The organism is Cypionkella sp. (assembly GCF_036782355.1).
In the GTDB taxonomy this organism is placed as follows: Bacteria; Pseudomonadota; Alphaproteobacteria; order Rhodobacterales; family Rhodobacteraceae; genus Cypionkella.
Map to the genome: position 1 here is coordinate 18,175 of NZ_DAIPZF010000025.1, position 22,478 is coordinate 40,652.

The 22,478-nt window shown below is 60.3% G+C and carries 21 protein-coding genes; 19 read left to right on the forward strand and 2 right to left on the reverse strand.

Annotated features, from left to right (window positions below):
- The first annotated feature begins 4 nt into the window (after positions 1-4).
- The 12 genes from V7Q10_RS10795 (at position 5) to V7Q10_RS10850 (ending at position 12,406) form a co-directional block, all read left to right on the forward strand.
- The gene (locus V7Q10_RS10795; protein ID WP_333869102.1) at positions 5-1,183 is read left to right on the forward strand and encodes a cell envelope biogenesis protein TolA; all 1,179 of its coding nucleotides are present in this window, start codon (positions 5-7) and stop codon (positions 1,181-1,183) included.
- 92 nt (positions 1,184-1,275) lie between these two features.
- A complete protein-coding gene (gene tolB / locus V7Q10_RS10800) occupies positions 1,276-2,598 on the forward strand; it encodes a Tol-Pal system beta propeller repeat protein TolB (RefSeq protein ID WP_333869103.1) in 1,323 nt (440 codons plus the stop codon).
- An 84-nt stretch (positions 2,599-2,682) separates the two neighbouring features.
- A complete protein-coding gene (gene pal / locus V7Q10_RS10805) occupies positions 2,683-3,213 on the forward strand; it encodes a peptidoglycan-associated lipoprotein Pal (protein WP_333869104.1) in 531 nt (176 codons plus the stop codon).
- A gap of 40 nt (positions 3,214-3,253) precedes the next feature.
- On the forward strand, positions 3,254-3,754 hold the full coding sequence (gene pal, locus V7Q10_RS10810) for a peptidoglycan-associated lipoprotein Pal (protein WP_333869105.1): 501 nt from the start codon (positions 3,254-3,256) through the stop codon (positions 3,752-3,754).
- A gap of 1 nt (position 3,755) precedes the next feature.
- Positions 3,756-4,583 carry a tol-pal system protein YbgF gene (gene ybgF / locus V7Q10_RS10815; protein ID WP_333869106.1) on the forward strand — a complete coding sequence of 276 codons (828 nt, stop codon included), beginning with the start codon at positions 3,756-3,758 and terminating at the stop codon, positions 4,581-4,583.
- Positions 4,574-5,806, forward strand: a complete 1,233-nt coding sequence (gene tilS, locus V7Q10_RS10820) for a tRNA lysidine(34) synthetase TilS (RefSeq protein ID WP_333869107.1) — start codon at positions 4,574-4,576, stop codon at positions 5,804-5,806. The genes ybgF and tilS overlap by 10 nt, the downstream gene beginning before the upstream one ends.
- A gap of 82 nt (positions 5,807-5,888) precedes the next feature.
- Entirely contained in the window at positions 5,889-7,793 is a 1,905-nt protein-coding gene (gene ftsH, locus V7Q10_RS10825; protein WP_333869108.1) for an ATP-dependent zinc metalloprotease FtsH, read from the forward strand.
- Positions 7,794-7,893: 100 nt separating this feature from the next.
- Positions 7,894-8,481 carry an MOSC domain-containing protein gene (locus V7Q10_RS10830; RefSeq protein WP_333869109.1) on the forward strand — a complete coding sequence of 196 codons (588 nt, stop codon included), beginning with the start codon at positions 7,894-7,896 and terminating at the stop codon, positions 8,479-8,481.
- A gap of 123 nt (positions 8,482-8,604) precedes the next feature.
- Positions 8,605-10,281, forward strand: coding sequence for a formate--tetrahydrofolate ligase (locus V7Q10_RS10835; protein WP_333869110.1), 1,677 nt, complete (start codon positions 8,605-8,607; stop codon positions 10,279-10,281).
- 63 nt (positions 10,282-10,344) lie between these two features.
- Positions 10,345-10,656: a chorismate mutase gene (locus tag V7Q10_RS10840; protein ID WP_333869111.1), complete on the forward strand. Its 312-nt coding sequence runs from the start codon at positions 10,345-10,347 to the stop codon at positions 10,654-10,656.
- On the forward strand, positions 10,646-11,536 hold the full coding sequence (folD, locus tag V7Q10_RS10845; RefSeq protein ID WP_333869112.1) for a bifunctional methylenetetrahydrofolate dehydrogenase/methenyltetrahydrofolate cyclohydrolase FolD: 891 nt from the start codon (positions 10,646-10,648) through the stop codon (positions 11,534-11,536). The genes V7Q10_RS10840 and folD overlap by 11 nt, the downstream gene beginning before the upstream one ends.
- A gap of 111 nt (positions 11,537-11,647) precedes the next feature.
- Positions 11,648-12,406: a LytTR family DNA-binding domain-containing protein gene (locus V7Q10_RS10850; protein ID WP_333869113.1), complete on the forward strand. Its 759-nt coding sequence runs from the start codon at positions 11,648-11,650 to the stop codon at positions 12,404-12,406.
- Here V7Q10_RS10850 and pdeM read toward each other — a convergent pair.
- Both pdeM and V7Q10_RS10860 read right to left on the reverse strand, forming a co-directional pair.
- On the reverse strand, positions 12,403-13,059 hold the full coding sequence (gene pdeM / locus V7Q10_RS10855; RefSeq protein WP_333869114.1) for a ligase-associated DNA damage response endonuclease PdeM: 657 nt from the start codon (positions 13,057-13,059) through the stop codon (positions 12,403-12,405). The genes V7Q10_RS10850 and pdeM overlap by 4 nt on opposite strands.
- 22 nt (positions 13,060-13,081) lie before the next feature.
- Positions 13,082-15,466 carry a ligase-associated DNA damage response DEXH box helicase gene (locus V7Q10_RS10860; RefSeq protein ID WP_333869115.1) on the reverse strand — a complete coding sequence of 795 codons (2,385 nt, stop codon included), beginning with the start codon at positions 15,464-15,466 and terminating at the stop codon, positions 13,082-13,084.
- A gap of 202 nt (positions 15,467-15,668) precedes the next feature.
- Between V7Q10_RS10860 and V7Q10_RS10865 the strand changes: the two genes are divergently transcribed.
- The 7 genes from V7Q10_RS10865 to V7Q10_RS10895 all read left to right on the forward strand — a co-directional run bounded on the left by V7Q10_RS10865 (position 15,669) and on the right by V7Q10_RS10895 (position 22,477).
- Entirely contained in the window at positions 15,669-16,481 is an 813-nt protein-coding gene (locus V7Q10_RS10865; protein ID WP_333869116.1) for a TIGR00282 family metallophosphoesterase, read from the forward strand.
- Positions 16,482-16,563: 82 nt separating this feature from the next.
- Complete coding sequence (locus V7Q10_RS10870) at positions 16,564-18,342, forward strand: SLC13 family permease (RefSeq protein ID WP_333869117.1); 1,779 nt, start codon at positions 16,564-16,566, stop codon at positions 18,340-18,342.
- A 1-nt stretch (position 18,343) separates the two neighbouring features.
- Positions 18,344-18,703 carry a hypothetical protein gene (locus V7Q10_RS10875; RefSeq protein ID WP_333869118.1) on the forward strand — a complete coding sequence of 120 codons (360 nt, stop codon included), beginning with the start codon at positions 18,344-18,346 and terminating at the stop codon, positions 18,701-18,703.
- A gap of 72 nt (positions 18,704-18,775) precedes the next feature.
- Entirely contained in the window at positions 18,776-19,519 is a 744-nt protein-coding gene (locus tag V7Q10_RS10880; protein ID WP_333869119.1) for a YebC/PmpR family DNA-binding transcriptional regulator, read from the forward strand.
- Positions 19,520-19,596: 77 nt separating this feature from the next.
- The gene (locus V7Q10_RS10885) at positions 19,597-20,202 is read left to right on the forward strand and encodes a LysE/ArgO family amino acid transporter (RefSeq protein ID WP_333869120.1); all 606 of its coding nucleotides are present in this window, start codon (positions 19,597-19,599) and stop codon (positions 20,200-20,202) included.
- Positions 20,203-20,220: 18 nt separating this feature from the next.
- Positions 20,221-21,120 (forward strand): DMT family transporter, encoded by a 900-nt coding sequence (locus V7Q10_RS10890; RefSeq protein WP_333869121.1) that lies wholly within the window; start codon positions 20,221-20,223, stop codon positions 21,118-21,120.
- Between the two features lie 52 nt (positions 21,121-21,172).
- Positions 21,173-22,477 carry a UDP-glucose dehydrogenase family protein gene (locus V7Q10_RS10895; RefSeq protein ID WP_333869122.1) on the forward strand — a complete coding sequence of 435 codons (1,305 nt, stop codon included), beginning with the start codon at positions 21,173-21,175 and terminating at the stop codon, positions 22,475-22,477.
- Position 22,478: the final 1 nt, after the last annotated feature.

Here is a 22,478-nt window from a genome sequence, read left to right on the forward strand (position 1 = left end):
TGGCATGGACAAAAGCCAAACCATCTCGGTTATCGGCCATGCGGTTGTTCTCACCTGGATCGTTCTGGGGGATTGGCTGTTTGCACCAAGTGAACTGCCGCCTCCAACGGCGGTGCAGGTCTCGATGGTATCGCAGTCTGATCTGCAAGCCATGATGGATGCGGCCCCCAAGACCGACAAGCCGCCTGCGGATAAACCTGTGGTCAAGCCTGCGACGAAACCGCCCGAGCCTGCCAAGGCTGCGGCCAAACCTGCGCCTGCCAAGCCCACACCGCCCGCGCCTGCGCCACTGCCCCCCGAACCCGCGCCCGAAGTGCCGGTGGATGCCACTCCACAGCCACAGGAAGCGCCGCCTGTGGTCGCGCCGATTGCTGCCGACGAACAGCCGGTGCCGGTGCCTTTGACCGATAAGGCCGCAAAGCCAAAGCCAGTTGACCGTGTCGCCAAAGTGCCGGTGGAAAGCCCGATCAAAACGCCGGAAGTGGCCGATAAAGTCGTGCAAGAGACCAGCGATCAGCCGCAGCCAGATCAGCCCGTGGTCGAAGAAAAGAAGCCCGCCGCTGCGCCAAAAGAGGCGACAACGCAGGTGGTGACCGAGGCCAATCTGGCCAAGGATGCACCGCAGCTTGCCCCCACCAGCAGCCGCCGCCCGCAAAGCCGTCCTGCCAAGCCTGTCGAGGTGGCGGTTGATACAACTGCTGCGGCGGATACTGCTGCCGCAGACGCACAGGCCAAGGCTGACGCACAGGCCAAGGCCGATGCCGCGGCCCAAGCAGACGCCGATGCCCTTGCCGCTGCCTTGGCCGAAGCCACCGCCGCGCCCGAAGACACTGGTGGCGCGCAGGATGTTGCCGAAGGCCCGCCAATGAGCCAATCCGAGATTGAAGGTCTGCATCTGGCGATCAACAAATGCTGGAACACCGGCACGATGTCGACAGATGCGCTGAACACCACGATCCAGATTCGGGTCGAGATGGGCGAAGACGGCAAGCCAGACTACCAAAGCATCAAGATGACCAGCTTTTCGGGCGGCTCAGAGGCTGCTGCGCAGATTGCCTTTCAGGTGGCCCGCAAGGCGGTCGTGCTATGTGGCCAAAAGGGCTATGATCTGGATCCCGAAAAATACGGTCAATGGAATGTGTTGAACATGACCTTTGACCCTAATGGAATGCGGCTGAGATGAGCATGGATTTTTTCCCCTGCCGGCTTGGCGCGAAACACCTCAAGATTTGGCCCGCACAGGCCAACAGAAACCCCGTGCGAAACGAGGATAGAATGACCAATTTTAAATCTGTGACCATGGCGCTGATGCTGGGGCTGAGTGGCTTTATTGCAGCCCCCGCCCAGGCCGAATTGACCCTGCCGCCCTTTACCGATGGCGTGATCGAGCCGATGCCGATTGCGGTGCCCGACTTTATTGACGAGGGCGGCGCAAGCGATCTGGCGCGCAATATCGCGGCGGTGGTGGCGCAGGATTTGGCCGGAACCGGGCTTTTCGCCAATACGCCAAAAGAGGCCTATATCAGCAATATCACCTCGTTTGACGCGCCAGTGTCTTATCCCGATTGGTCGGCGATCAATGTGCAGGCGTTGATCACCGGCGCGGTTCAGGCCGGTGGTGACCGGATTGTGGTCAAGTTCCGGCTGTTTGATGTCGCCTCGGGGCAGCAGCAGGGCGATGGCTTGCAATTTGCCGGCACCCCGCAAAGCTGGCGGCGGATGGCGCATAAGGTCGCCGATGCGGTCTATAGCCGGATCACCGGCGAGGGCCCGTATTTTGACAGCCGTGTGGTCTTTGTCGCCGAAAGTGGCCCCAAGAACCAACGCCAAAAGCGCTTGGGCGTGATGGATTACGACGGCGAGAATGTGGCCTATCTGACCGACAGCTCGTCGATCGTGCTGGCACCGCGGTTTTCGCCCAGCGGCGACCGGATCCTTTATACCTCTTATGCCTCGGGCTTTCCGGCGATCTATTTGATGGATGTGGCCAGCCTGCAAGCCCGCAACTTGGGCGAATTGCCCGGCACCATGACCTTTGCGCCGCGGTTTTCGCCGGATGGTCAGTCGATGGTCTTTAGTCTGGAACAGGGCGGCAATACCGACATCTATTCGATGGACATCGGATCGGGGCAAATGCGCCAGCTGACCAATGCGCCCTCGATTGAAACCTCGCCCTGCTTTAGCCCCGATGGCAGCCAGATCGTGTTTGAAAGCGACCGCTCGGGCACCCAACAGATCTATCTGATGAGCGCAAGCGGCGGCGAGGCGGTGCGGATTTCCAACGGCAAGGGCCGCTATTCCACCCCGGTCTGGAGCCCGCGCGGCGATATGGTGGCCTTTACCAAGCAAAACGAGGGCCGCTTCCACATTGGCGTGATGAAAACTGATGGCAGTGAAGAACGGCTTTTGTCGGCCTCGTTCTTGGATGAAGGCCCGACTTGGGCGCCCAATGGCCGCGTGATCATGTTTACCCGTGAAGGCGCTGGCGCTGGCGGGCAGGCGGGTTTGATGTCAGTGGACATCACCGGCCGCAATCTGAAAGCGATCAAAACCGATGGCCCCGCCTCTGATCCGGCATGGTCGCCGTTGCTTCCCTAACATCGCGCAACGCGGCCGATTTCCAAGGCCGCGTAAAGCTGATATAACCCTCCCTATCGAGCTCATAAAAAGAAGGACAAACATATGTCTATGGTTTCTAAATCTCTGCTTCTGGTCGTGGCCTTTGGTCTTGCGGCCTGTAACAACCCCGACCGCTATGGTGCGGGCGGTGCCAATGGCGCGGGTGCCAATGGCATGAACGGTGGCTTCGTTGACACCAATGGTCTGGGCGATCCGTCCAACCCACAATCTATTGCCTATTTCAATCAATCGGTTGGCGACCGCGTGTTGTTTCCGGTGGACCAATCCAGCCTGACTGATGAAGCGCGCGGCGTGCTTGCAGGTCAGGCGCAGTGGCTGGCCACCAATGCCGATTACGCCATCATCATCGAAGGCCATGCCGACGAGCAGGGCACACGGGAATATAACTTGGCACTTGGCGCGCGTCGTGCGGCAGCGGTGCAGAACTATCTGATCAGCCAAGGCGTGCCTGCGGCGCGTATGCGCACGATCAGCTATGGCAAAGAGCGCCCGATCGAGATTTGCTCGGAAGAGGCCTGCTATGCCAAGAACCGTCGTGCTGTCACGGTACTTTCGGCTGGCTTGAACTCGTAACCGCTTGCCTCTCGGGGGGGCGTCTGTAAAGGAAACGAAGATGTCATATGGAGTGAAGGCCCTTTTGATTGTCGCAGCGCTGGGGCTTGCAGCTTGCGGCAATAAGGCGGGACTGAACGGCGGCCCAAGTGCCTTTGACAGCTTTGGTGCCGCAGGCGACCCCTCGAACCCAAGTTCTATTGCTTATTTCAATCAATCTGTTGGCGACCGTGTGCTGTTTGCTGTGGATCAAGCGACGATCTCGGAGCAAGGGCGCGGCGTATTGCTGGCGCAGGCGGCTTGGTTGAAAACCAATGCTGATTACGCCATCATCATCGAGGGTCATGCCGACGAGCAAGGCACGCGCGATTATAACTTGGCGCTGGGCGCGCGGCGCGCGGCTGCGGCGCAGAATTTTCTGATCAGCCAAGGCCTGCCTGCTGACCGGATGCGGACCATCAGCTATGGCAAAGAACGCCCGATCGAGATTTGCTCGGACGAGGCTTGTTATTCGAAAAACCGGCGCGCTGTCACGGTGCTGTCGATGGGCGCGGGGGCCTGATATGCGTATGCGAGGTTTGATTTTTGCACTGGCACTGCTGCCGCTGCCTGCACTGGCACAGGATAAGGCACAGACCTTGGCGGATGTTAAAACCGAATTGGGGCAGTTGCTGGCCGAGTTTAATGGCCTGAAATCAGAGTTGATTTCGACAGGGGCTGCGCAATCGGGCGCGGCGGGCGGTGACGCCTTGCAGCGGCTGGATGCCATCGAGGCTGCGCTGACGCGTCTGACCAGCAAAACCGAAGAGATCGAGCAAAAGGTCACCCGTGTCGCCAGTGATGGCACCGCGCGGATTGCCGATATGGAGTTTCGCATTTGCGAGCAAACCGAAGGCTGCGATCCGGGCAATATGCCAGTGATCGAACCCTTGGGTGGCAGCACGGCGGGTGCGCCCGCCAGTGTGGCGCCACCCTTGGCGCCTGCGCAAGATGCGGGCCCCGAACTGGCGATTGGCGAGAAAAGCGACTTTGATCGGGCTCAGGCGGTGCTCGCCAAGGGTGACTTTCGCGGCGCCGCTGACCTCTTTAAGACCTTTACCGAATCCTATCCTGGCTCGCCCCTGACCCAAGAGGCGCAGTTCAACCGTGGCGAGGCGTTGCGCCAAGCCGGTGACACCGCCGAGTCGGCGCGGTCGTATCTGGATGCGTTTTCGGGAAAACCCGACGGCACCTTCGCGCCGCAATCCTTGCTGGAATTGGGCAAGGGGCTGGCAGCACTTGGCCAAACCCAAGATGCCTGCGTGACTTTGGGCGAAGTTGTGAACCGCTTTATGGGCACGGCTTCGGCCACCGAGGCGCAAACTGTGATGTCGGGACTTGCGTGCCAGTAGACTGTGATGCGCGCCTAAGTGCGGCGCTGCGGCAAGTTGTTCAGGCGGGCGAGGCTAGGATTGGCGTTGCGGTCTCGGGTGGCAGTGATTCGCTGGCGCTTTTGCATCTGTGCCATGGGTTGGGCTTGGCCTGCCATGCGGTGACGGTGGATCACGCGCTGCGTGCGGGCTCTGCCGCAGAGGCGGCACAGGTGGCCGCGATTTGCGCGGGCCTTGGGGTGCCGCATCAGATCTTGCGCTGGGATCACGGCGCGATTGTGGGAAATCTGCAAGATCAGGCGCGGCGCGCACGCTATGCTTTGCTGGCCGATTGGGCGCGCGGTCTTGGGCTTGCGCGGGTGATGATCGGCCATACCGCAGATGATCAGGCCGAGACCTTTCTGATGGGGCTGACCCGCGCGGCGGGGCTGGACGGGCTGACGGGGATGCGGCCCAGTTGGGTCGAGGCGGGGGTGGTGTTTCAGCGCCCGCTGCTGGGCCAAACCCGCGCCGATCTGCGCGCCTATCTGACCCGGGCGGGTGTGGTTTGGATCGACGATCCGTCAAACGACAATGACCGTTTTGCGCGTGTGCGCGCGCGTCAAGTGCTGGCTGTGTTGCAGCCCTTGGGGCTTGGCGTGGCCCAGATGAGTGAAAGCATCGCTCATCTGGCCAGCGCCCAACAGGCGTTGCAAGCCGCGACGCTGGCCGCTTGGGAGGCCTGTGGGCAGGTCGTGGCGGGGGCAGTGCAGCTGCGCCTTTCGGGTTTTGCAGCGCAACCTGTCGAGATACAGCGCCGGCTGCTGCTGGCGGTGCTTGGCTGGTATTCAGGCGGCGATTACGCGCCGCGCGCGCAAAAGATGGCCACTCTTGCCGAGGCCATTCGCCAAGGCGCGGATGCCACGCTGAACGGCTGTTGCTTTCGCACCACATCAGACGGGCTGCAAATTTACCGCGAGCCGCATGCGGTGAAAAACCTGTGCGTGGCGACATCTGACATCTGGGACAATCGCTGGCAGATGATCGGCCCGCATGCGCCCGATCTTAGCCTGCGGGCTTTGGGGGCAGAGGGTTTGGCACAGCTGCCAAACTGGCGCGGCTTGGCAATCCCGCGGCAGGCTCTGCTGGTTTGCCCCGCAATCTGGCGAAAAGATGCGCTGATTGCCGCACCGAGTGCAGGTTTTCTTAATGGTTGGCAGGCGAAATTGGTCCGATCGGTAAATCAGTCTATCTTATCGCATTGAACCCAGCGGACTTATCTCTATCTTAGAGGCAATCGCCAAAAGGGCCAACCGGTCTTCACGGCCAATAATTACGGAGAGCTTCGTGGGTAACGCACGAAATATCGCATTCTGGGTCGTTCTGTTTCTGCTGATCTTGGCCCTGTTTAAAATGCTTGACCCCTCGGCTACGACCTCGTCCACCGCGAGCGTGCCTTACTCTGATTTCATCCAGAGCGTTGACAGCGGCAATGTAGACTCTGTGACGGTGGATGGCGAAAACTTGGGGGTTACCGCCAGCGATGGTGCAAAATATTCGGTGATCGCACCGCGCGATGACAAATTGGTAGATCGCCTGATCGCCAAAAGCGTCGAGGTAAAGGCCAAAAGCCAAGAGCAGTCGGGCATCTTCTCGCTGATCTCGCTTTGGTTGCCCTTTATCGTTTTGATCGGCATCTGGATTTTCATGATGAACCGGATGCAGGGCGGCGGCAAAGGCGGGGCGATGGGCTTTGGCAAAAGCCGCGCCAAGCTGCTGACCGAAAAGCAAGGCCGTGTGACCTTTGACGATGTCGCCGGCATCGACGAGGCCAAGGAAGAGCTGGAAGAGATCGTTGAATTCCTGCGCAATCCGCAAAAGTTCAGCCGTCTTGGCGGCAAGATCCCCAAAGGCGCGCTGCTTGTTGGCCCTCCGGGCACGGGTAAAACCTTGCTGGCGCGCGCTATTGCGGGCGAAGCTGGGGTGCCGTTCTTCACCATCTCGGGCTCTGACTTTGTCGAGATGTTTGTGGGCGTCGGTGCAAGCCGGGTGCGCGACATGTTTGAACAGGCGAAAAAGAACGCGCCCTGCATCGTGTTTATCGACGAAATCGACGCTGTGGGCCGGGCGCGTGGCGTTGGCATGGGCGGCGGCAATGACGAGCGCGAACAGACGCTGAACCAGCTTTTGGTCGAGATGGACGGTTTTGACGCCAATGAAGGCGTGATCATTGTGGCAGCCACCAACCGCCGCGATGTGCTGGACCCTGCTTTGCTGCGTCCGGGCCGGTTTGACCGTCAGATTCAGGTGCCAAACCCAGATATCCGTGGCCGTGAAAAGATCCTAAACGTGCATGCGCGCAAAGTGCCCTTGGGCCCAGATGTCGATCTGCGTATCATCGCACGCGGCTGCCCCGGCTTTTCGGGCGCCGATCTTGCAAACCTTGTCAACGAGGCGGCCTTGATGGCGGCGCGCGTTGGTCACCGCTTTGTCACCATGCACGACTTCGAGCAGGCGAAAGACAAGGTGATGATGGGGGCCGAGCGTCGCTCGATGGTGCTGACCCAAGAGCAAAAGGAAATGACCGCCTATCACGAGTCGGGCCACGCGATTGTGGGCATGGCTTTGCCGAAATGCGATCCGGTCTATAAGGCCACGATCATTCCGCGCGGTGGCGCTTTGGGCATGGTGATGAGCCTGCCCGAGATGGACCGGCTGAACTGGCACAAGGATCAGTGCAAAGAACGCATCGCCATGACCATGGCGGGCAAAGCGGCCGAGATCATCAAATGGGGCGAAGACTCGGTCTCGAACGGTCCTTCGGGCGATATTCAGCAGGCCTCGAGCCTTGCGCGCGCCATGGTGCTGCGCTGGGGCATGTCGGATAAGGTCGGCAATATCGACTATGCCGAGGCGCATGAGGGCTATGCGGGCAATACCGGTGGCTTCTCGGTTTCGGCTGAAACCAAGACCATGATCGAACAGGAAGTCAAACATCTGATCGACGAAGGCTACGAGACCGCGCGCCGCATTCTGCTGGAAAAATCGGTTGAATTTGAACGGCTTGCTCAGGGCTTGTTAGAGCATGAAACCCTGACCGGCGAAGAGATCCGCAAGATCACCGCGGGCGAGGCTTTGGACGCGCCTGACGATGACAAGGGCGGCGATAAGGGGGCGGGCGTGGTGGCTATTCCCAAGACCCGCGCGCGCAAGCCAAAGGTGGTGCCAGATGCACCTGAACCGCTGGCATAAACCTTGCTGTGACTGACCCCAAACCCCAAGCCTTTTGCAAGGCTTGGGGTTTTTCTATGCCGCCAGCCTTGCGGGCGGCTTTTGGCAAAAGGGCCCCGCGATGACGGTTTTGAAACCCACAGATTTCATCGGCACGATCACTTGGCTGGGCTTGGTGGGCGCAGGCCTTGCCTCGACCGCGCAGACCGAGCTTGTGGCCAGCCTTGACGGTGTGGCGGGCGAGAAACACGCAGGTGCCACGCGGGCCTCGTGCAGCCGGGTTTTGGCGCAATATCCCAAGGGCAGCGAAATTCGCAACACCCGGCAGTTTTCTTTGATCGGGGCCGAAGATCTGGCCGAGATCGCCGCGCGCATGGGGCTGGCAGAGCTGCCCCCCGCACTGTTGGGGGCTTCGATGGTGATCAAAGGCATTCCTGATTTCAGCCATATTCCGCCGGGCTCGCGGTTGCAGGCGGCATCGGGGGCGACCTTAGTTGTCGATCTGGAAAACCGCCCCTGCACCCTGCCTGCGCGCGGCATCGAGGCCGCATATCCTGGCTTTGGCGCGGCGTTCAAGCCTGCCGCAAAGGGGCGTCGCGGCGTGGTGGCTTGGGTCGAGCGCGCCGGGGCCTTTCGCTTGGGCGACAGCATCCGGCTGCACATTCCCGATCAGCCGGTCTGGGCGCATCTGGCCGCCGCGCGCCGCTAGAGCAGGCTTTGTGCCGCGTGCTGGCGATTTTGCTTGTGAAAAAGTCGTAAAAGCACAGTCTGTCGAGGGGTTTCCTGCGCTAACACAAAGCCAAGGGAGAAAACCGCCCAAGGGAGAGAGAGAATGGCCTTTAAGACCGATATCGAAATCGCGCGCGAAGCGAAGAAAAAACCGATCATGGAGATTGGGGCCAAGCTTGGCATCCCCTCCGAACATCTGCTGCCCTATGGCCATGACAAGGCCAAGGTCAGCCAAGAGTTTATCAAATCGCTGGCGGGTCAAAAGGACGGCAAGCTGATCCTTGTGACCGCGATCAATCCAACCCCCGCGGGCGAGGGCAAGACCACAACCACCGTGGGCTTGGGCGACGGGTTGAACCGGATCGGCAAAAAGGCGGTGATCTGTATCCGCGAGGCCTCTTTGGGGCCAAACTTTGGCATGAAGGGCGGGGCTGCGGGCGGCGGCATGGCGCAAGTTGTGCCGATGGAAGAGATGAACCTGCATTTCACCGGCGATTTCCATGCCATCACCTCGGCGCATAATCTGTTGTCGGCGATGATCGACAACCATATCTATTGGGGCAACGAGCTGGAAATCGACGCGCGCCGTGTGGTTTGGCGTCGGGTGATGGATATGAACGACCGCGCGCTGCGCGATATTGTGGTTAATCTTGGCGGCGTGTCGAACGGCTTTCCGCGCCAGACCGGATTTGACATCACGGTGGCCTCGGAAGTCATGGCGATCTTGTGTCTGTCCAACGATCTGGAAGATCTGCAAAAGCGTTTGGGCGATATTGTTGTCGCCTATACCCGTGCGAAAACCCCGATCTATGCCCGCGACATCAAGGCCGATGGCGCAATGACGGTGCTGCTGAAAGATGCGATGCAACCGAATTTGGTGCAGACTCTGGAAAACAACCCCGCCTTTGTGCATGGCGGCCCCTTTGCCAATATCGCGCATGGCTGCAACAGCGTCATCGCCACCAAAACCGCGCTGAAGCTGGGCGATTATGTGGTGACAGAGGCGGGCTTTGGTGCCGATCTGGGCGCCGAGAAGTTCTTTGACATCAAATGCCGCAAGGCCGGGCTGAAGCCTTCGGCGGCGGTGATCGTGGCCACGGTGCGGGCGATGAAGATGAACGGCGGTGTTGCCAAAGCAGATCTGGGGGCGGAAAATGTCGCCGCCGTCGAGCTGGGCTGTCCAAACCTTGGCCGCCATATTGGCAATGTCAAAAGCTTTGGCGTGCCGGTGGTCGTGGCGATCAACCATTTCTACAGCGACACCGATGCCGAGATTGCTGCCGTGAAGGCCTATGTCGCCAGCCAAGGTGCCGAGGCGATTTTGTGCAAGCATTGGGCCATGGGCTCGGCTGGGATCGAAGATCTGGCGCATAAGGTGGTCGAGATGGCCGAATCCGGCAGCGCCAATTTTGCGCCGATTTATCCCGACGAGATGCCTTTGTTCCAAAAGCTGGAAACCATCGCCAAGCGGATCTATCACGCCGATGAGGTGATCGCCGACAAATCTATCCGCGATCAGCTGAAGGTCTGGGAGGCCGCAGGCTATGGCCATCTGCCGATCTGCGTCGCCAAAACCCAATACAGCTTTACCACCGATCCCACCGTGCGCGGCGCGCCGACGGGCCATTCGGTGCCGGTGCGCGAAGTGCGTCTGTCGGCGGGGGCGGGGTTTGTGGTGGCCATTTGCGGCGAGATCATGACCATGCCCGGCCTGCCAAAAGTGCCTTCGGCCGAGGTGATCCGGCTGAACGCGGATGGAAATGTCGAAGGTCTTTTCTAAACTTGCGTTGTTCTCTGGGGGTGGCGTGGGTATAGCTGCGCCACCTCAGACCAAGGGTAAGCTATGAAACGTCCGGCTGACTGCGCTGACATGAAAGATATTCGGGCCGAGATTGATCGGCTTGACCACGCGCTGATGGCGCTTTTTGCCGAGCGCGTGGGCTATATTGATCGGGCGGCGCAGATCAAACAGGTGGCAGCCCTGCCTGCCCGGATTACCGCGCGTGTGGAAGAGGTTGTTGCCAATGTTCGCGACCATGCCGAGCGGCTGAACCTGCCGCCCGAACTTTACGAAAGACTGTGGCGCGAGTTGATCGACTGGTCGATTGCGCGCGAAGAAGCCCATCTGTCAAAGGAACTGCCAAATGACCGCTAAAGTAATCGACGGCAAGCTGTTCGCCGCCAATGTCCGCGCCCAAGTGCAGGTGCAGGTCGCAAAGCTGCGTGAAGAGCACGGGATTCAGCCCGGTCTGGCGGTGGTTCTGGTGGGCGAAGACCCGGCAAGCCAAGTCTATGTGCGCAACAAACATGCCTCGACCCTAGAGGTCGGCATGGCCTCGTTTGAACATCGTCTGGCGATTGACACTTCGGAGGCCGATTTGCTGGCGCTGGTGCAATCCCTGAACGCCGATCCTGCGGTGCATGGCATTTTGGTGCAACTGCCGTTGCCCGCGCATTTGAATTCCGAGTTGATCATCAACTCGATTGATCCGGCGAAGGATGTCGATGGCTTCCACATCTCGAACGTTGGCTTGCTGGGCACCGGGCAAAAGTCGATGGTGCCTTGCACGCCGTTGGGCTGCCTGATGATGCTGCGCGACCACCACGGCAGCTTGGCGGGGCTGAACGCAGTCGTGGTTGGGCGCAGCAATATTGTTGGCAAGCCGATGGCGCAGCTTTTGCTGGGCGACAGCTGCACGGTGACAATCGCGCATAGCCGCACCAAGGATCTGGCGGCTGTCTGTCGCGGCGCCGATATTCTGGTAGCCGCCGTTGGCCGCCCCGAGATGATCACTGGCGATTTCGTCAAGCCAGGTGCCACGGTGATCGACGTTGGCATCAACCGGATCGAGCGTGATGGCCGCACCAAATTGGTTGGCGATGTCGATTACGCTTCTGCCGCAGCCGTTGCGGGTGCGATCACGCCGGTGCCCGGTGGCGTGGGGCCGATGACGATTGCCTGCCTTTTGGCCAATACCTTGACCGCCTGCTGCCGCGCCAATGGCTTGCCCGAGCCAGAGGGTTTAACGGCCTAATATATCCCTAAGCGTATATAAAATCACCTAAAGGATATTTTAGGTGATTGTTCAAGTGCGCTGAAATCGTTACGATTGCCACAGGGGGGATACCCCCTCTGGGGTGGTTTCATGATGGGTTTCAAGCGGGCGCTTGTTGTTGCGCTATGCAGCAGAGTCTCGATCATATTTTGGACTTTTCTGACGTTTTTTGTTGTGATTTCAGGGCCTTTTGGCAGCTATCACAGCATAGATCTGGCGCGGCGGGCGCTGATTTTTGTGCCAACACTTGGCCTTGTCATGCTGATCGGCACGCTGATCCGGCTGTTGGTGTCGCATTGGATTTTGCCAGCTGCGCCGCGTTTGGCAAGCTTGGGGGCGGCTTTGGTCGCGGCCACGCTGTTGCCGCCGTTGGTCTTGGCACTTTTGCCGCAGCTTTTGGGCGGGGCTGATCTGGTGCAGCTTGCGCCTCTCGAACTTGCAGTGCTGATCCTTGGCATTTTCTTGGCGCAATCGGCGCTTGAGGCGCAAGAAGGGCAGGGCGCAAGCGCTGATCGTGCCGTGGCAGCGGGGGCGCCCAAGCATCGGTTGCTGCACCGGATTGAGCCTGCGCGGCGCGGTGAGGTCTTGGCGATTTCAGTGCGCGATCATTATGTCGATGTGCAGACGGGCAAGGGTACGGTCAGCCTTTTGCTGCGCTTTGCCGATGCGATGGCCGAGGTCGATCCGCAGGCTGGGTTACAGGTGCATCGTTCGTATTGGGTGGCTTGGGAGGCGATTGAGGCAGTCGAGCGCGAGGGAGTTAAACTCTACCTCAAGCTGCGACATGGCGCACGGGTGCCGGTTTCAAAGAACCACCGCTATAAACTTGAGGCGCGCGGTCTGATTTAAGACGGCCTGCCTTGGCGCGGCATCGGCATCGCCAGCACCGATTTTGCCAAAACCAAGGCCAGCGCATCGGGCTGCATCAGGTCGCAAAGCACGCTGTCATGGCTCCATAATCCGCCGGTATAGGTGCCATAGGCGGGCAGGATCAGCCGCTGTTTGTCCAACAGAAAACAGCGGTGCGACCGACCTGCAAGGCGGGCTTTTGGGTGGTAATGCCCCGAAATCTCGGGTGTTTCTGCGGTCGCAATGTGGCGAAACTGCAATTGCCCTAGGCGAAGGTCTGCGCGGTGGCTGCCCCCCATCTCGACCGGGCCTGCGTCGTGGTTGCCCTCGATCCAGATCCAATTGCGCCCCGCCATCAGCCGCGTCAGCCACAGCTGATCGTCCAGATCCAGCCCCTCGGCGGTGGCCAGATCATCGAAACTATCGCCCAGACAGATCACCTGCTGGGCACGCGTGGCTGCAAGATCGTCGTCCAGCCGCTGCAAGGTCGCGCGGGTTTCATAGGGCGGCAACAGCGCGCCACCGCGCCGCGCCATCCGTTCGGATTTGCCGAAATGCAGATCCGAGACGCACAGCAAGGCCTGATCCGGCCAGTAAAGCGCGCCCGAGGCCAGGGCGTAAAGCGGGGTTTCAGCAAGGCGAAAGGCGAACATTCAGGCTCCAAACCGCGGCAGATTACAGCAAGCCTGCGTCACGCATCAGCTGTCGCGCCGCCTCTTCTGCCAGCTTTTCGCGGCCTTGGCCATGGATCGGGATCTTGCCCGGTTCCAAAAACAGCGGTGCCGCAAAGGGTGAGACGCGGTCCAGCCGCAGATGATCAATGCGCGGCCCGATGCGGGTGAGCATCTCTTCCAACCGGCCAAAATCAATCAGCCCGCGCATCGCCTCTTCGCGGGTCAGCTGCAACAGCAGATGGTCGGGGTCGTATTTGCGCAGGGTGTCATACAGGATGTCCGAGGAAAACGTCGCCTGTCGCCCCGATTTGCGCCGGCCTTGGTGGTTGCGCTCGATCAGCCCCGCGATCAGCGCCACATTGCGAAAGCCGCGCTTCATCACCGCATTGCCCGCAAGCCAGGTTTCAAGGTCATGGCGCAGGGTATCCACGCAAAGCAGGGCTGCGGGATCTGGCACAGCCGTCAGCCCCCAGATCAGCGTGGCGTAATCGGTGGCAACAAAGCCCAAGGGGTTAAGCCCCTGATCCTCCATCCGTTTTGTCAGCAAAAGCCCCAGCGTTTGCTGCGCATTGCGCCCGGCAAAGCCGTAAAGGCACAGATGCTCGCGCCCCTCATAGGCAAAGGTTTCGATCAGCAAACGCCCCGGCTGCGGCAGTGCCGAGATCTCGCGTTGCAAGGTTAGCCATTGCACGGTGTGGGCGGGCAGATCGGGCCAATCGGGCTGTTGCAGCAGCTGCAAAATGCCTTCGGAAAGCTGGGTCGAGGTGGCAAACTTCGTGCCCGAAAACACCGCCACCTTTGGGTCGCGGCCTGCGTGGCGGCTGACCTCGACCGTCATCTCGTTCAGCCCCTCATAGCGCACGATCTGCCCGCCGATCAAAAAGGTATCGCCGCGAGTCAGGGTGGTGGCAAAGGCCTCTTCAATCTCGCCCAAGGGTGCGCCCATGCGGCCCTTAAACCGCACTTTCAGGGTTTCGGTGTCGATAATGGTGCCAAGGTTCTGGCGGATTTGTGCCGCCGAACGCGGGTCGCGCAGCGAGAATTTATCCTGCCTTATCATCAGCTTTTGCCATTTGTCATAGGCGCGCAGCGCATAGCCGCCGGTGGCTGCGAAATCCAGACAGGCGTCAAATTCTGCGCGCGTCAGGCTGGCGTAGGGGCCTGCCGTCACCACCTCGGCGAAAAGCGCATCGGGGTCAAAGGGGGCTGCACAGGCGCTGGCCAGCAGGTGCTGGCACAGCACATCGCGCGGGCCGCGCGGGCGCGGTGCGCCGTCCAGCTGGTGCGCGCGCACGGCCTTAAGGGCGGCTTGACACTCGATCACCTCAAAGCGGTTGGCGGGCACCAAAACCGCCTTGGAGGGCGCGTTATAGCGGTGGTTGGCGCGGCCAATCCTTTGCACCAAACGCTTGATATTCTTGGGCGCTCCGACTTGGATCACCAGGTCGACGTCGCCCCAATCCAGCCCCAGATCAAGGCTGCCGGTGCAGACCACGGCGCGCAGACGGCCATCGGCCATCGCCTGTTCGACCCGCTCGCGCTGTTCGCGCGACAGGCTGCCGTGGTGAATGGCGATTGGCAGATCATCGCTATTGGCCAACCACAGGTGGTGAAAGAAAATCTCGGCCTGCGCGCGGGTGTTGTGAAAGACCAAGGTGGTCTTATGCGCCATAATCTCTTGTAAAATATCAGGAATTGCATAGCGCCCGCCAGCACCAGCCCAAGGCGGCGGCAGTTTGGTTTGCAGCATCTGAATGTCGGGATCAGGCCCCGGATCGGCCTGCAACACCTGCGTCTGCGGCCCCAAAAAGCGCGCAAGCGCGGGCGGGTCTTCGACAGTGGCAGAGAGCCCAACGCGGCGCAAATGCGGTGCAAAGCTTTGCAGCCGCGCCAGTTGCAGCATCAGCTGATCGCCGCGTTTGCTTTCGGCAAGCGCATGAATTTCATCAATAATCACCCGTTGCAGACCGGCAAAGATCTGCGGCGCGTCTTCGTAACTCAGCAGCAGGGCAAGGCTTTCGGGGGTGGTCAGCAGAATATGCGGCGGATCGGCGCGTTGGCGGCGGCGCTGGGTATAGCTGGTGTCGCCGGTGCGATCTTCGATGCGAATGGGCAGGCCCGCGCCTTCGACCGGACGGCGCAGGTTGCGGCGAATATCGGCGGCCAAAGCTTTGAGCGGTGAGAGGTAGAGCGTGTGCAAACCCTTGGTCTGCGCCGTTATTTCGGCAAGCGAGGGCAGAAACCCCGCCAAAGTTTTACCGCCCCCCGTCGGCGCAATCAGCAGGGTCGCGCTGTGATCCGCCCGCGCAAGCATGTCGATTTGATGCGGGTGCAGCGACCAGCCTTGGGCGGTGAACCAGTCTGAAAGCGCGGGGGGCAGCTGCATGGCTGCAAGCTAGGGCTCTGCGGCGGCTGCGGGAAGGGCTGCGGCGAAAAATTGGTCGCAATCTGGGAGAATAGTTTGAAATCGACTTTTTGCGGGCTTTCGCAGCGCCCAAGGGGGTGATTTTTCCGCGCCGCTTCGCCTTTGCCGCGAATCGGATTGGTTTTGGCTTGCGAGACGGCGGCGCAGGCCCTAGGTCAAAGGCATGAGAATTCTTTTCCTTGGCGATGTGGTGGGGCGATCTGGACGCGCGGCGATTGCCGAGCGGTTGCCGCATTTGCGCCTGGCTTGGGGCCTCGATTTTGTCGTGGTCAATGGCGAGAATGCCTCGCAAGGCGCGGGGCTTACGGCGGAACATGCAAAGGTGATTTTGCAGGCTGGGGCCGATTGCGTCACGCTGGGCGACCATTCGTTTGACCAAAAAGACATGCTGCAATTCATCGAGCAAGAGCCGCGGATTTTGCGGCCGATCAATTTCTCGAAAGTGGCGCCGGGGCGCGGGGTCAAGATTTTTGATGCCACGCAGGGCCGCAAGATTTTGGTCACCCAAGTGCTGGGGCAGGTGTTCATGAAGCGCCCGTTTGACGACCCGTTTTCCGCCGTCGAGACGATTTTGAAAACCCACCGCTTGGGGGGCGCTGTTCAAGCAGCACTTGTCGAGGTGCATGCCGAAGCCACCAGCGAAAAGATGGCGCTGGGGCATTGGTGCGACGGGCAGGCGTCTTTGGTGGTGGGCACCCATACCCATGTGCCGACTGGGGACGCGCAGATTTTGCCACAGGGCACGGCCTATTTGACCGATGCTGGCATGTGCGGCGATTATAATTCTGTGATTGGCATGGATAAACTAGAGCCGCTGCGGCGGTTTATCACCGGCATGTCTTCGGGGCGGTTTATGCCTGCCGAAGGCCCTGCGACGCTGTCGGGGGTGTTTGTGGAAACCGACGATCGCACCGGCAAAGCGCTGAAGGTGCGGATGATCCGCGAGGGCGGGCGGTTGGAACAGGCGGCTCCGTAAATCTCGGCCATTTTTGTCGAGATTAAAGTTGCCCGATTGAATTTTGATTGTTACTTTGCGCCGATGGGCTTTGGAGGCGAAGATGCTTGGCTTTGAACTGGCGCAATCGACGCAAGCGGTCTTGGCGCTGATGATCCTTGGCGGGATGCTGACGCTTTTCGTGCGCGAAACCTATCCTGTTGAAGTCACAGCCATTTCGGGTGCAGCGCTGATGCTTTTGCTGGGCATTTTGCCGATGCAGGATGTGGCGGGGGTGTTGTCGAACAACGCGCCTTGGACGATTGCGGCGATGTTTGTGATCGTGGGGGCCTTGGTGCGCACTGGCGCGCTGGAATGGGCCAGCCAAATGGCGTCGCGCAATGTCGAGGCAAAGCCGGTGCGGACTCTGGTGCTTTTGGGGCTGGGGGTGACGCTGGTTTCGGCCTTTGTCAACAACACACCCTTGGTGGTTGTGATGATGCCGATCTTTATGAAGCTGGCCAAGCAGTTGCATGTCTCGCCCTCCAAGCTGCTGATCCCGCTGAGTTATATGACAATTCTAGGCGGCACGGTGACGTTGATTGGCACCTCGACCAATCTGGTGGTGGATGGGGTGGCGCAATCCAAGGGCCTGGCGGCTTTTGGGATTTTCGAGATTGCGGGCGTTGGGCTTTGTGTGGCGCTGGCGGGGCTGATTTATCTGGGGCTGTTTGCCAAGCGGCTGCTGCCCGAGCGCGATTCGATGGCGGCATTGCTGTCGGATCGCAAGGGCATGAAGTTTTTCACCGAAGTGGCGATCCCGGATGATTCGGGGTTTATCGGCAAGGCGCCGGCCGAGATTGATCTGTTTTCGCGCGGCGGCGCGCGGGTGATCGATGTGCTGCGCGGCGATTTGTCGTTGCGGCGCAGTTTGGATCAGGTGCTGCTCGAGGCGGGCGACCGCGTGGTTCTGCGCAGCCCGATGGCCGAGCTGTTGGGGCTAAAGGGCAATAAAGAACTGCGGCAGGCCGATGCCTTGGCCACGGTGCAAACCTCGACGGTCGAGGTGCTGATCACGCCGGGCTGTCGCATGGTCGGGCGCAGCTTGGGGCAGATGCGGCTGCGCAGGCGCTATGGCGTCTATCCGCTGGCCGCCCATCGGCGCAATCAGAACATCGGTCGGCAGTTGGACGATCTGGTGGTCGAAGTCGGCGATACCCTGCTGCTGGAAGGGGCGATGGCCGATATTCAGCGCTTGGCGACCGATATGGACATGGTCGATGTCTCGCAGCCCTCTGAACGCCCATTCCGGCGCGGCCATGCGCCTTTGGTGGTGGCGATTTTGATCGCGGTCGTGGTGCTGGCGACCTTGAACATCGCCCCCATTCAGTTTCTGGCGATTGTGGGGGTGGCGATAGTGCTGGTGACCCGCGCGATTGACGCAGACGAGGCGATGGCGGCGATTGACGGGCGTCTTATGGCCCTGCTGTTTGGCATGCTGGGGGTCGGGGCTGGGCTTGAGCATTCTGGCGCGGTGCAGTTGGTGGTCAATGTTGTAAGCCCGGTGCTCAGTGGCGCATCGCCCTATGTGCTGGTGTTTGCGGTCTATGTCTTGACGTCTTTTCTGACCGAGATTGTCTCGAACAATGCGGTGGCGGTGATTGTGACGCCGATTGTCATTCAGCTGGCGCTTGGCATCGGGGTCGATCCGCGGCCCTTGGTGGTGGTGGTGATGATCGGGGCCTCGGCCTCCTTTGCCACGCCGATTGGCTATCAGACCAACACGCTGGTTTACGGGCCGGGGGGATATAAGTTTATGGATTTCATCCGATTTGGCGTGCCTTTGAATGTGATCTCTGCAATTGTCGTTACATTGGTCGTGCCTTTGATTTATGGTCTGTAGCATGAAAACCCCCGCCTTCGCCCGCCTTACCCTGATTTGCCTCGCGCTTGCGGGCTGCGCTGCTTTGACAGTGCCGACGCCACAAGAGGCGCGTTTGTCGGATCAGACCCTGTCCTTCACCCTGAACACCGGCGAGATCTGCCGCGCTGATTGGCGCACAGCGCCCCAGGGGCAGGTCTGTGGCTTTGGCTACAGCGTCAGTGAAGTCGCCAAGCCCAATCTGCTGCGCCAGCTTTTCACCGATCTGACAACCGCCTTGGGGGCCGAAGGGCTGCTGGCGCCGATGGCCGAAGTGGTGCTGACCAGCCCTGCCGGCCAAAGCTACCGCTTTGTCTCGCCACCACCTGTCGATATGAAATAGCGCGCGGGGTTGCAGGACGCCCCTTTGGTGGTGTAAGGCAACCCATCACCGAAAAGCGCGGAGTTTAAGGTCATGGCAGGCCATTCAAAATGGGCGAATATCCAGCACCGTAAGGGCAAGCAGGATAAACTACGGTCAAAGATGTTTTCAAAGCTGGCGAAGGAAATCACCGTCGCTGCGAAAATGGGCATGCCCGACGTAGATATGAACCCGCGTTTGCGTCTTGCGGTGAAGGCGGCGAAAGCCGTGTCGATGCCGAAAGATGTGATTGATCGCGCGATCAAGAAATCGCAACTGGGCGATGGCGCGGATTACACCGAGATCCGCTATGAAGGCTACGGCGCCAATGGCATCGCGATTATCGTCGAGGCGATGACCGACAACCTGAACCGCACTGCCTCGAACGTGCGCAGCTATTTCACCAAATCTGGCGGCAATCTTGGGCAGACCGGCTCGGTCAGCCACGGCTTTGACCGTGTGGGCGAGATCACCTATCCCGCCTCGGCAGGCTCTGCCGATGATGTGATGATGGCAGCGCTGGATGCGGGGGCCGATGATGTCGAATCCGATGACGAGGGCCATTGGATCTATTGCGCGATGGATGCGTTGAACGATGTCTCGGACGCTTTGGAAAAAGCGCTGGGCGAGTCGACCGAATCCAAGCTGATCTGGAAGCCGCAGGTTCTGACCGAGGTTGATCTGGAAACCGCGCAAAAGCTGATGAAGCTGATCGACATGTTGGAAGAAGATGACGACGTGCAAGCCGTCACCCATAACTTTGACATGAGCGAAGAGGTCGCCGCCCAGCTCGAATAATCGGGCTAGGGGATCTGACGACGCAGGCGGGGGCTGCCCCGCCTTTGTCATGTCTGAGGGATATTGGGGGGACTGCGATGTTTGATGCTGCACTGCACGGATTTTTGGTCTCGCTCAGCCTGATCTTGGCGATTGGGGCGCAGAATGCTTTTGTGCTGCGCCAAGGCATCCGGCGCGAGCATGTGCTGGCGGTGGTGCTGGCCTGCGCTGGATCGGATGCAATCTTGATTGCGGCAGGGGTGGCGGGTTTTGGCGCGGCCTCGACGGCGCTGCCTTGGCTGGGCGAGGCGATGCGCTGGGGCGGCGTGGCGTTTTTGCTGGCCTATGGCGCGATGCGGTTTCGCGCGGCCTTTGCCGGTGGCGAGGCGCTGCGTCCGCAGGGCGGCGAGGCTGCCAGCCTGCGCGCGGTTTTGATGACGGTGCTGGTGCTGACTTGGGCCAATCCGCATGTTTATCTTGATACGGTCGTGCTGCTGGGCTCGATTGCGGCGCAATATGATCCGCACCGGCTGAGCTTTGGTTTGGGCGCGGCGCTGGGCAGTTTTGTGTTTTTTCTGTCGCTTGGTTTTGGCGCGCGGCTGCTGGCACCCGTGTTTGAAAACCCGCGCGCTTGGGTGGTGTTAGAGCTGATCGTCGGGGCCACGATGTGGGCCATTGCAGTGGGGCTTGCCTTTGGCGGATAAGCGGCGTTTGGTGCGGCGATGGAACGCTTTACCGACCTTGGCCGCCCGCGTGAGGGCATTTTCTGGATGGTCCTTTCGGGCCTGTCTTTTGTAACCGTCAATGGCGTGGTGCGTTATTTGGGCACCGATCTGCCAGTGGCGCAATCGGCGTTTTTGCGTTTTGCCTTTGGGGTTATGTTCCTGCTGCCGGTGCTGCCAAAGCTGTTTCGCACAAAGCTGCCGGCGCAGGCCTTGCGGCTGTTTGGTTGGCGCGGGCTGATGCATTCGGCGGCAGTGTTGTTTTGGTTTTATGCCATGGTGCGCATCCCCGTCGCGCAGGTCACCGCGATTGGTTATCTCAATCCGGTGCTGATGATCTTGGCCAGTGCCGCGTTTTTCGGCGAGGCGCTGCCTTTGCGCAAACTGCTGGCGGTGGGCGTGGCGCTTCTGGGAGCGCTGGTGGTGCTGCGGCCGGGGGTGCAGGTGCTGACGCTGGGGCATTTCTCGCAAATCGCGGCCTCGATCTGCTTTTGTGGCAGCTATCTTTTTGCCAAACGCCTTAGCGGCTTGGTCTCGGCCTCGCAGGTGGTGGCGGTTTTGTCGCTGACGGTGACGGCGGGGCTTGCGCCCTTGGCGTGGTGGGTTTGGGTGCCGGTGACGGGGGCGCAGCTGGGTTGGCTGGCACTGGTGGCGCTTGGGGCCACCTCGGGGCATTACTGCATGACGCGGGCGTTCAAGGCGGCCCCAATTGCGGTGACGCAGCCGGTGACGTTTTTGCAGCTGGTCTGGGCCAGCCTTCTGGGCGCTTTGGTGTTTCACGAGGCGGTGGACGGATTTGTGCTGCTGGGCGGCGCGATGATTATCGCGGCGATTTCTTGGGTGTCATGGCGCGATGCAACGGAGGCTGCGCGCGCCGGCCGCGCGGGGCATGGGGTTTGACAGCCTAGCCCAGAGTTTCTAGACAGGTACAAACAGATTTAGGTGTTGCTTCATGAAAATTGCGATGATTGGAACAGGCTATGTGGGCTTGGTCTCGGGCGTGTGTTTTTCGGATTTCGGGCATGAGGTGATCTGCGTCGATAAAGATCCGCGCAAGATTGATCGGCTGAAGGCAGGCGAGGTGCCGATTTTCGAGCCCGGGCTGGATGTGCTGATGGCCAAGAACGTCGCCGCAGGCCGGTTGTCTTTCACCCTTGATTTGGCCGAGGCCGTGGCAGGTGCGGATGCGGTCTTCATCGCGGTGGGCACGCCGACACGGCGCGGCGATGGCCATGCCGATCTGACCTATGTCATGGCTGCGGCTGAAGAAATAGGCCGTGCGCTGACCGGCTATGCGGTGATCGTCACCAAATCAACCGTGCCTGTGGGCACCAACCGCAAGGTGGCCGAGGCCGCGCGCGCGGCCAATCCGGCGGCCGATTTCGATGTGGCCTCGAACCCAGAATTTCTGCGCGAAGGCGCTGCTATCGACGATTTTATGCGGCCTGACCGCGTTGTTGTCGGGGTCGAGACCGAAAAGGCCCGCAAGGTGATGGCCGATGTCTATCGCCCACTGTTTTTGCGCGAGTTTCCAGTGGTTTACACCGGCCTTGAAAGCGCCGAGATGATCAAATACGCCGCCAATGCGTTTTTGGCGACCAAGATCACCTTTATCAACGAGATCGCGGCGCTATGCGAAAAGGTTGGTGCCGATATCAAGGATGTCTCCAAGGGCATGGGGATGGACGGCCGCATCGGCAATAAGTTTTTGCACGCGGGCCCGGGCTATGGCGGCAGCTGTTTTCCCAAGGATACCAAGGCTTTGGCGCGGATAGGGCAAGAATATGCGGTGCCGATGCAGATCACCGAAACCGTGATCAAGGTCAACGAAGAGATCAAGCGGCGGATGATCGCCAAGCTGGAAGATCTGTGTGACGGATCGTTTAACGGCAAGACCATCGCTGTGCTGGGGGTTACGTTCAAACCCAATACCGACGATATGCGCGACGCGCCATCGCTGACAATCGTGCCCGCGCTGGTCGGGGGCGGGGCCAAACTGCGCGTCTGCGACCCGCAAGGCCAGCGCGAGGGTGAGGCGCTTTTGCCGGGGGTGAAATGGGTCGAAACCCCCTATCAGGCGGCGCAAGGTGCTGATTTGGTTGTTCTTTTGACCGAGTGGAACGAGTTCCGCGCAATGGATCTGGAGAAATTGGCCAAGAAGATGCAGCTGCCGCGCATGGCCGATCTGCGCAATATCTATTCCGAAGACGAGGCCAAAGCCGCGGGCTTTGAAATTTATACTGCCGTTGGTCGCTAAG

Bases quoted from the DNA above. Each gene is read 5' to 3' on its own strand.
- V7Q10_RS10885 (WP_333869120.1), top strand. From the start codon at position 19,597: ATGTTTGATGCTGCACTGCACGGATTTTTGGTCTCGCTCAGCCTGATC.
- V7Q10_RS10835 (WP_333869110.1), top strand. From the start codon at position 8,605: ATGGCCTTTAAGACCGATATCGAAATCGCGCGCGAAGCGAAGAAAAAA.
- V7Q10_RS10875 (WP_333869118.1), top strand. From the start codon at position 18,344: ATGAAAACCCCCGCCTTCGCCCGCCTTACCCTGATTTGCCTCGCGCTT.
- V7Q10_RS10890 (WP_333869121.1), top strand. From the start codon at position 20,221: ATGGAACGCTTTACCGACCTTGGCCGCCCGCGTGAGGGCATTTTCTGG.
- V7Q10_RS10830 (WP_333869109.1), top strand. From the start codon at position 7,894: ATGACGGTTTTGAAACCCACAGATTTCATCGGCACGATCACTTGGCTG.
- V7Q10_RS10850 (WP_333869113.1), top strand. From the start codon at position 11,648: ATGATGGGTTTCAAGCGGGCGCTTGTTGTTGCGCTATGCAGCAGAGTC.
- pal (WP_333869105.1), top strand. From the start codon at position 3,254: ATGTCATATGGAGTGAAGGCCCTTTTGATTGTCGCAGCGCTGGGGCTT.
- V7Q10_RS10795 (WP_333869102.1), top strand. From the start codon at position 5: ATGGACAAAAGCCAAACCATCTCGGTTATCGGCCATGCGGTTGTTCTC.
- pal (WP_333869104.1), top strand. From the start codon at position 2,683: ATGTCTATGGTTTCTAAATCTCTGCTTCTGGTCGTGGCCTTTGGTCTT.
- ybgF (WP_333869106.1), top strand. From the start codon at position 3,756: ATGCGTATGCGAGGTTTGATTTTTGCACTGGCACTGCTGCCGCTGCCT.
- V7Q10_RS10880 (WP_333869119.1), top strand. From the start codon at position 18,776: ATGGCAGGCCATTCAAAATGGGCGAATATCCAGCACCGTAAGGGCAAG.
- tolB (WP_333869103.1), top strand. From the start codon at position 1,276: ATGACCAATTTTAAATCTGTGACCATGGCGCTGATGCTGGGGCTGAGT.
- V7Q10_RS10860 (WP_333869115.1), bottom strand. From the start codon at position 15,466: ATGCAGCTGCCCCCCGCGCTTTCAGACTGGTTCACCGCCCAAGGCTGG.
- V7Q10_RS10870 (WP_333869117.1), top strand. From the start codon at position 16,564: ATGCTTGGCTTTGAACTGGCGCAATCGACGCAAGCGGTCTTGGCGCTG.
- V7Q10_RS10895 (WP_333869122.1), top strand. From the start codon at position 21,173: ATGAAAATTGCGATGATTGGAACAGGCTATGTGGGCTTGGTCTCGGGC.
- V7Q10_RS10840 (WP_333869111.1), top strand. From the start codon at position 10,345: ATGAAACGTCCGGCTGACTGCGCTGACATGAAAGATATTCGGGCCGAG.
- V7Q10_RS10865 (WP_333869116.1), top strand. From the start codon at position 15,669: ATGAGAATTCTTTTCCTTGGCGATGTGGTGGGGCGATCTGGACGCGCG.
- folD (WP_333869112.1), top strand. From the start codon at position 10,646: ATGACCGCTAAAGTAATCGACGGCAAGCTGTTCGCCGCCAATGTCCGC.
- pdeM (WP_333869114.1), bottom strand. From the start codon at position 13,059: ATGTTCGCCTTTCGCCTTGCTGAAACCCCGCTTTACGCCCTGGCCTCG.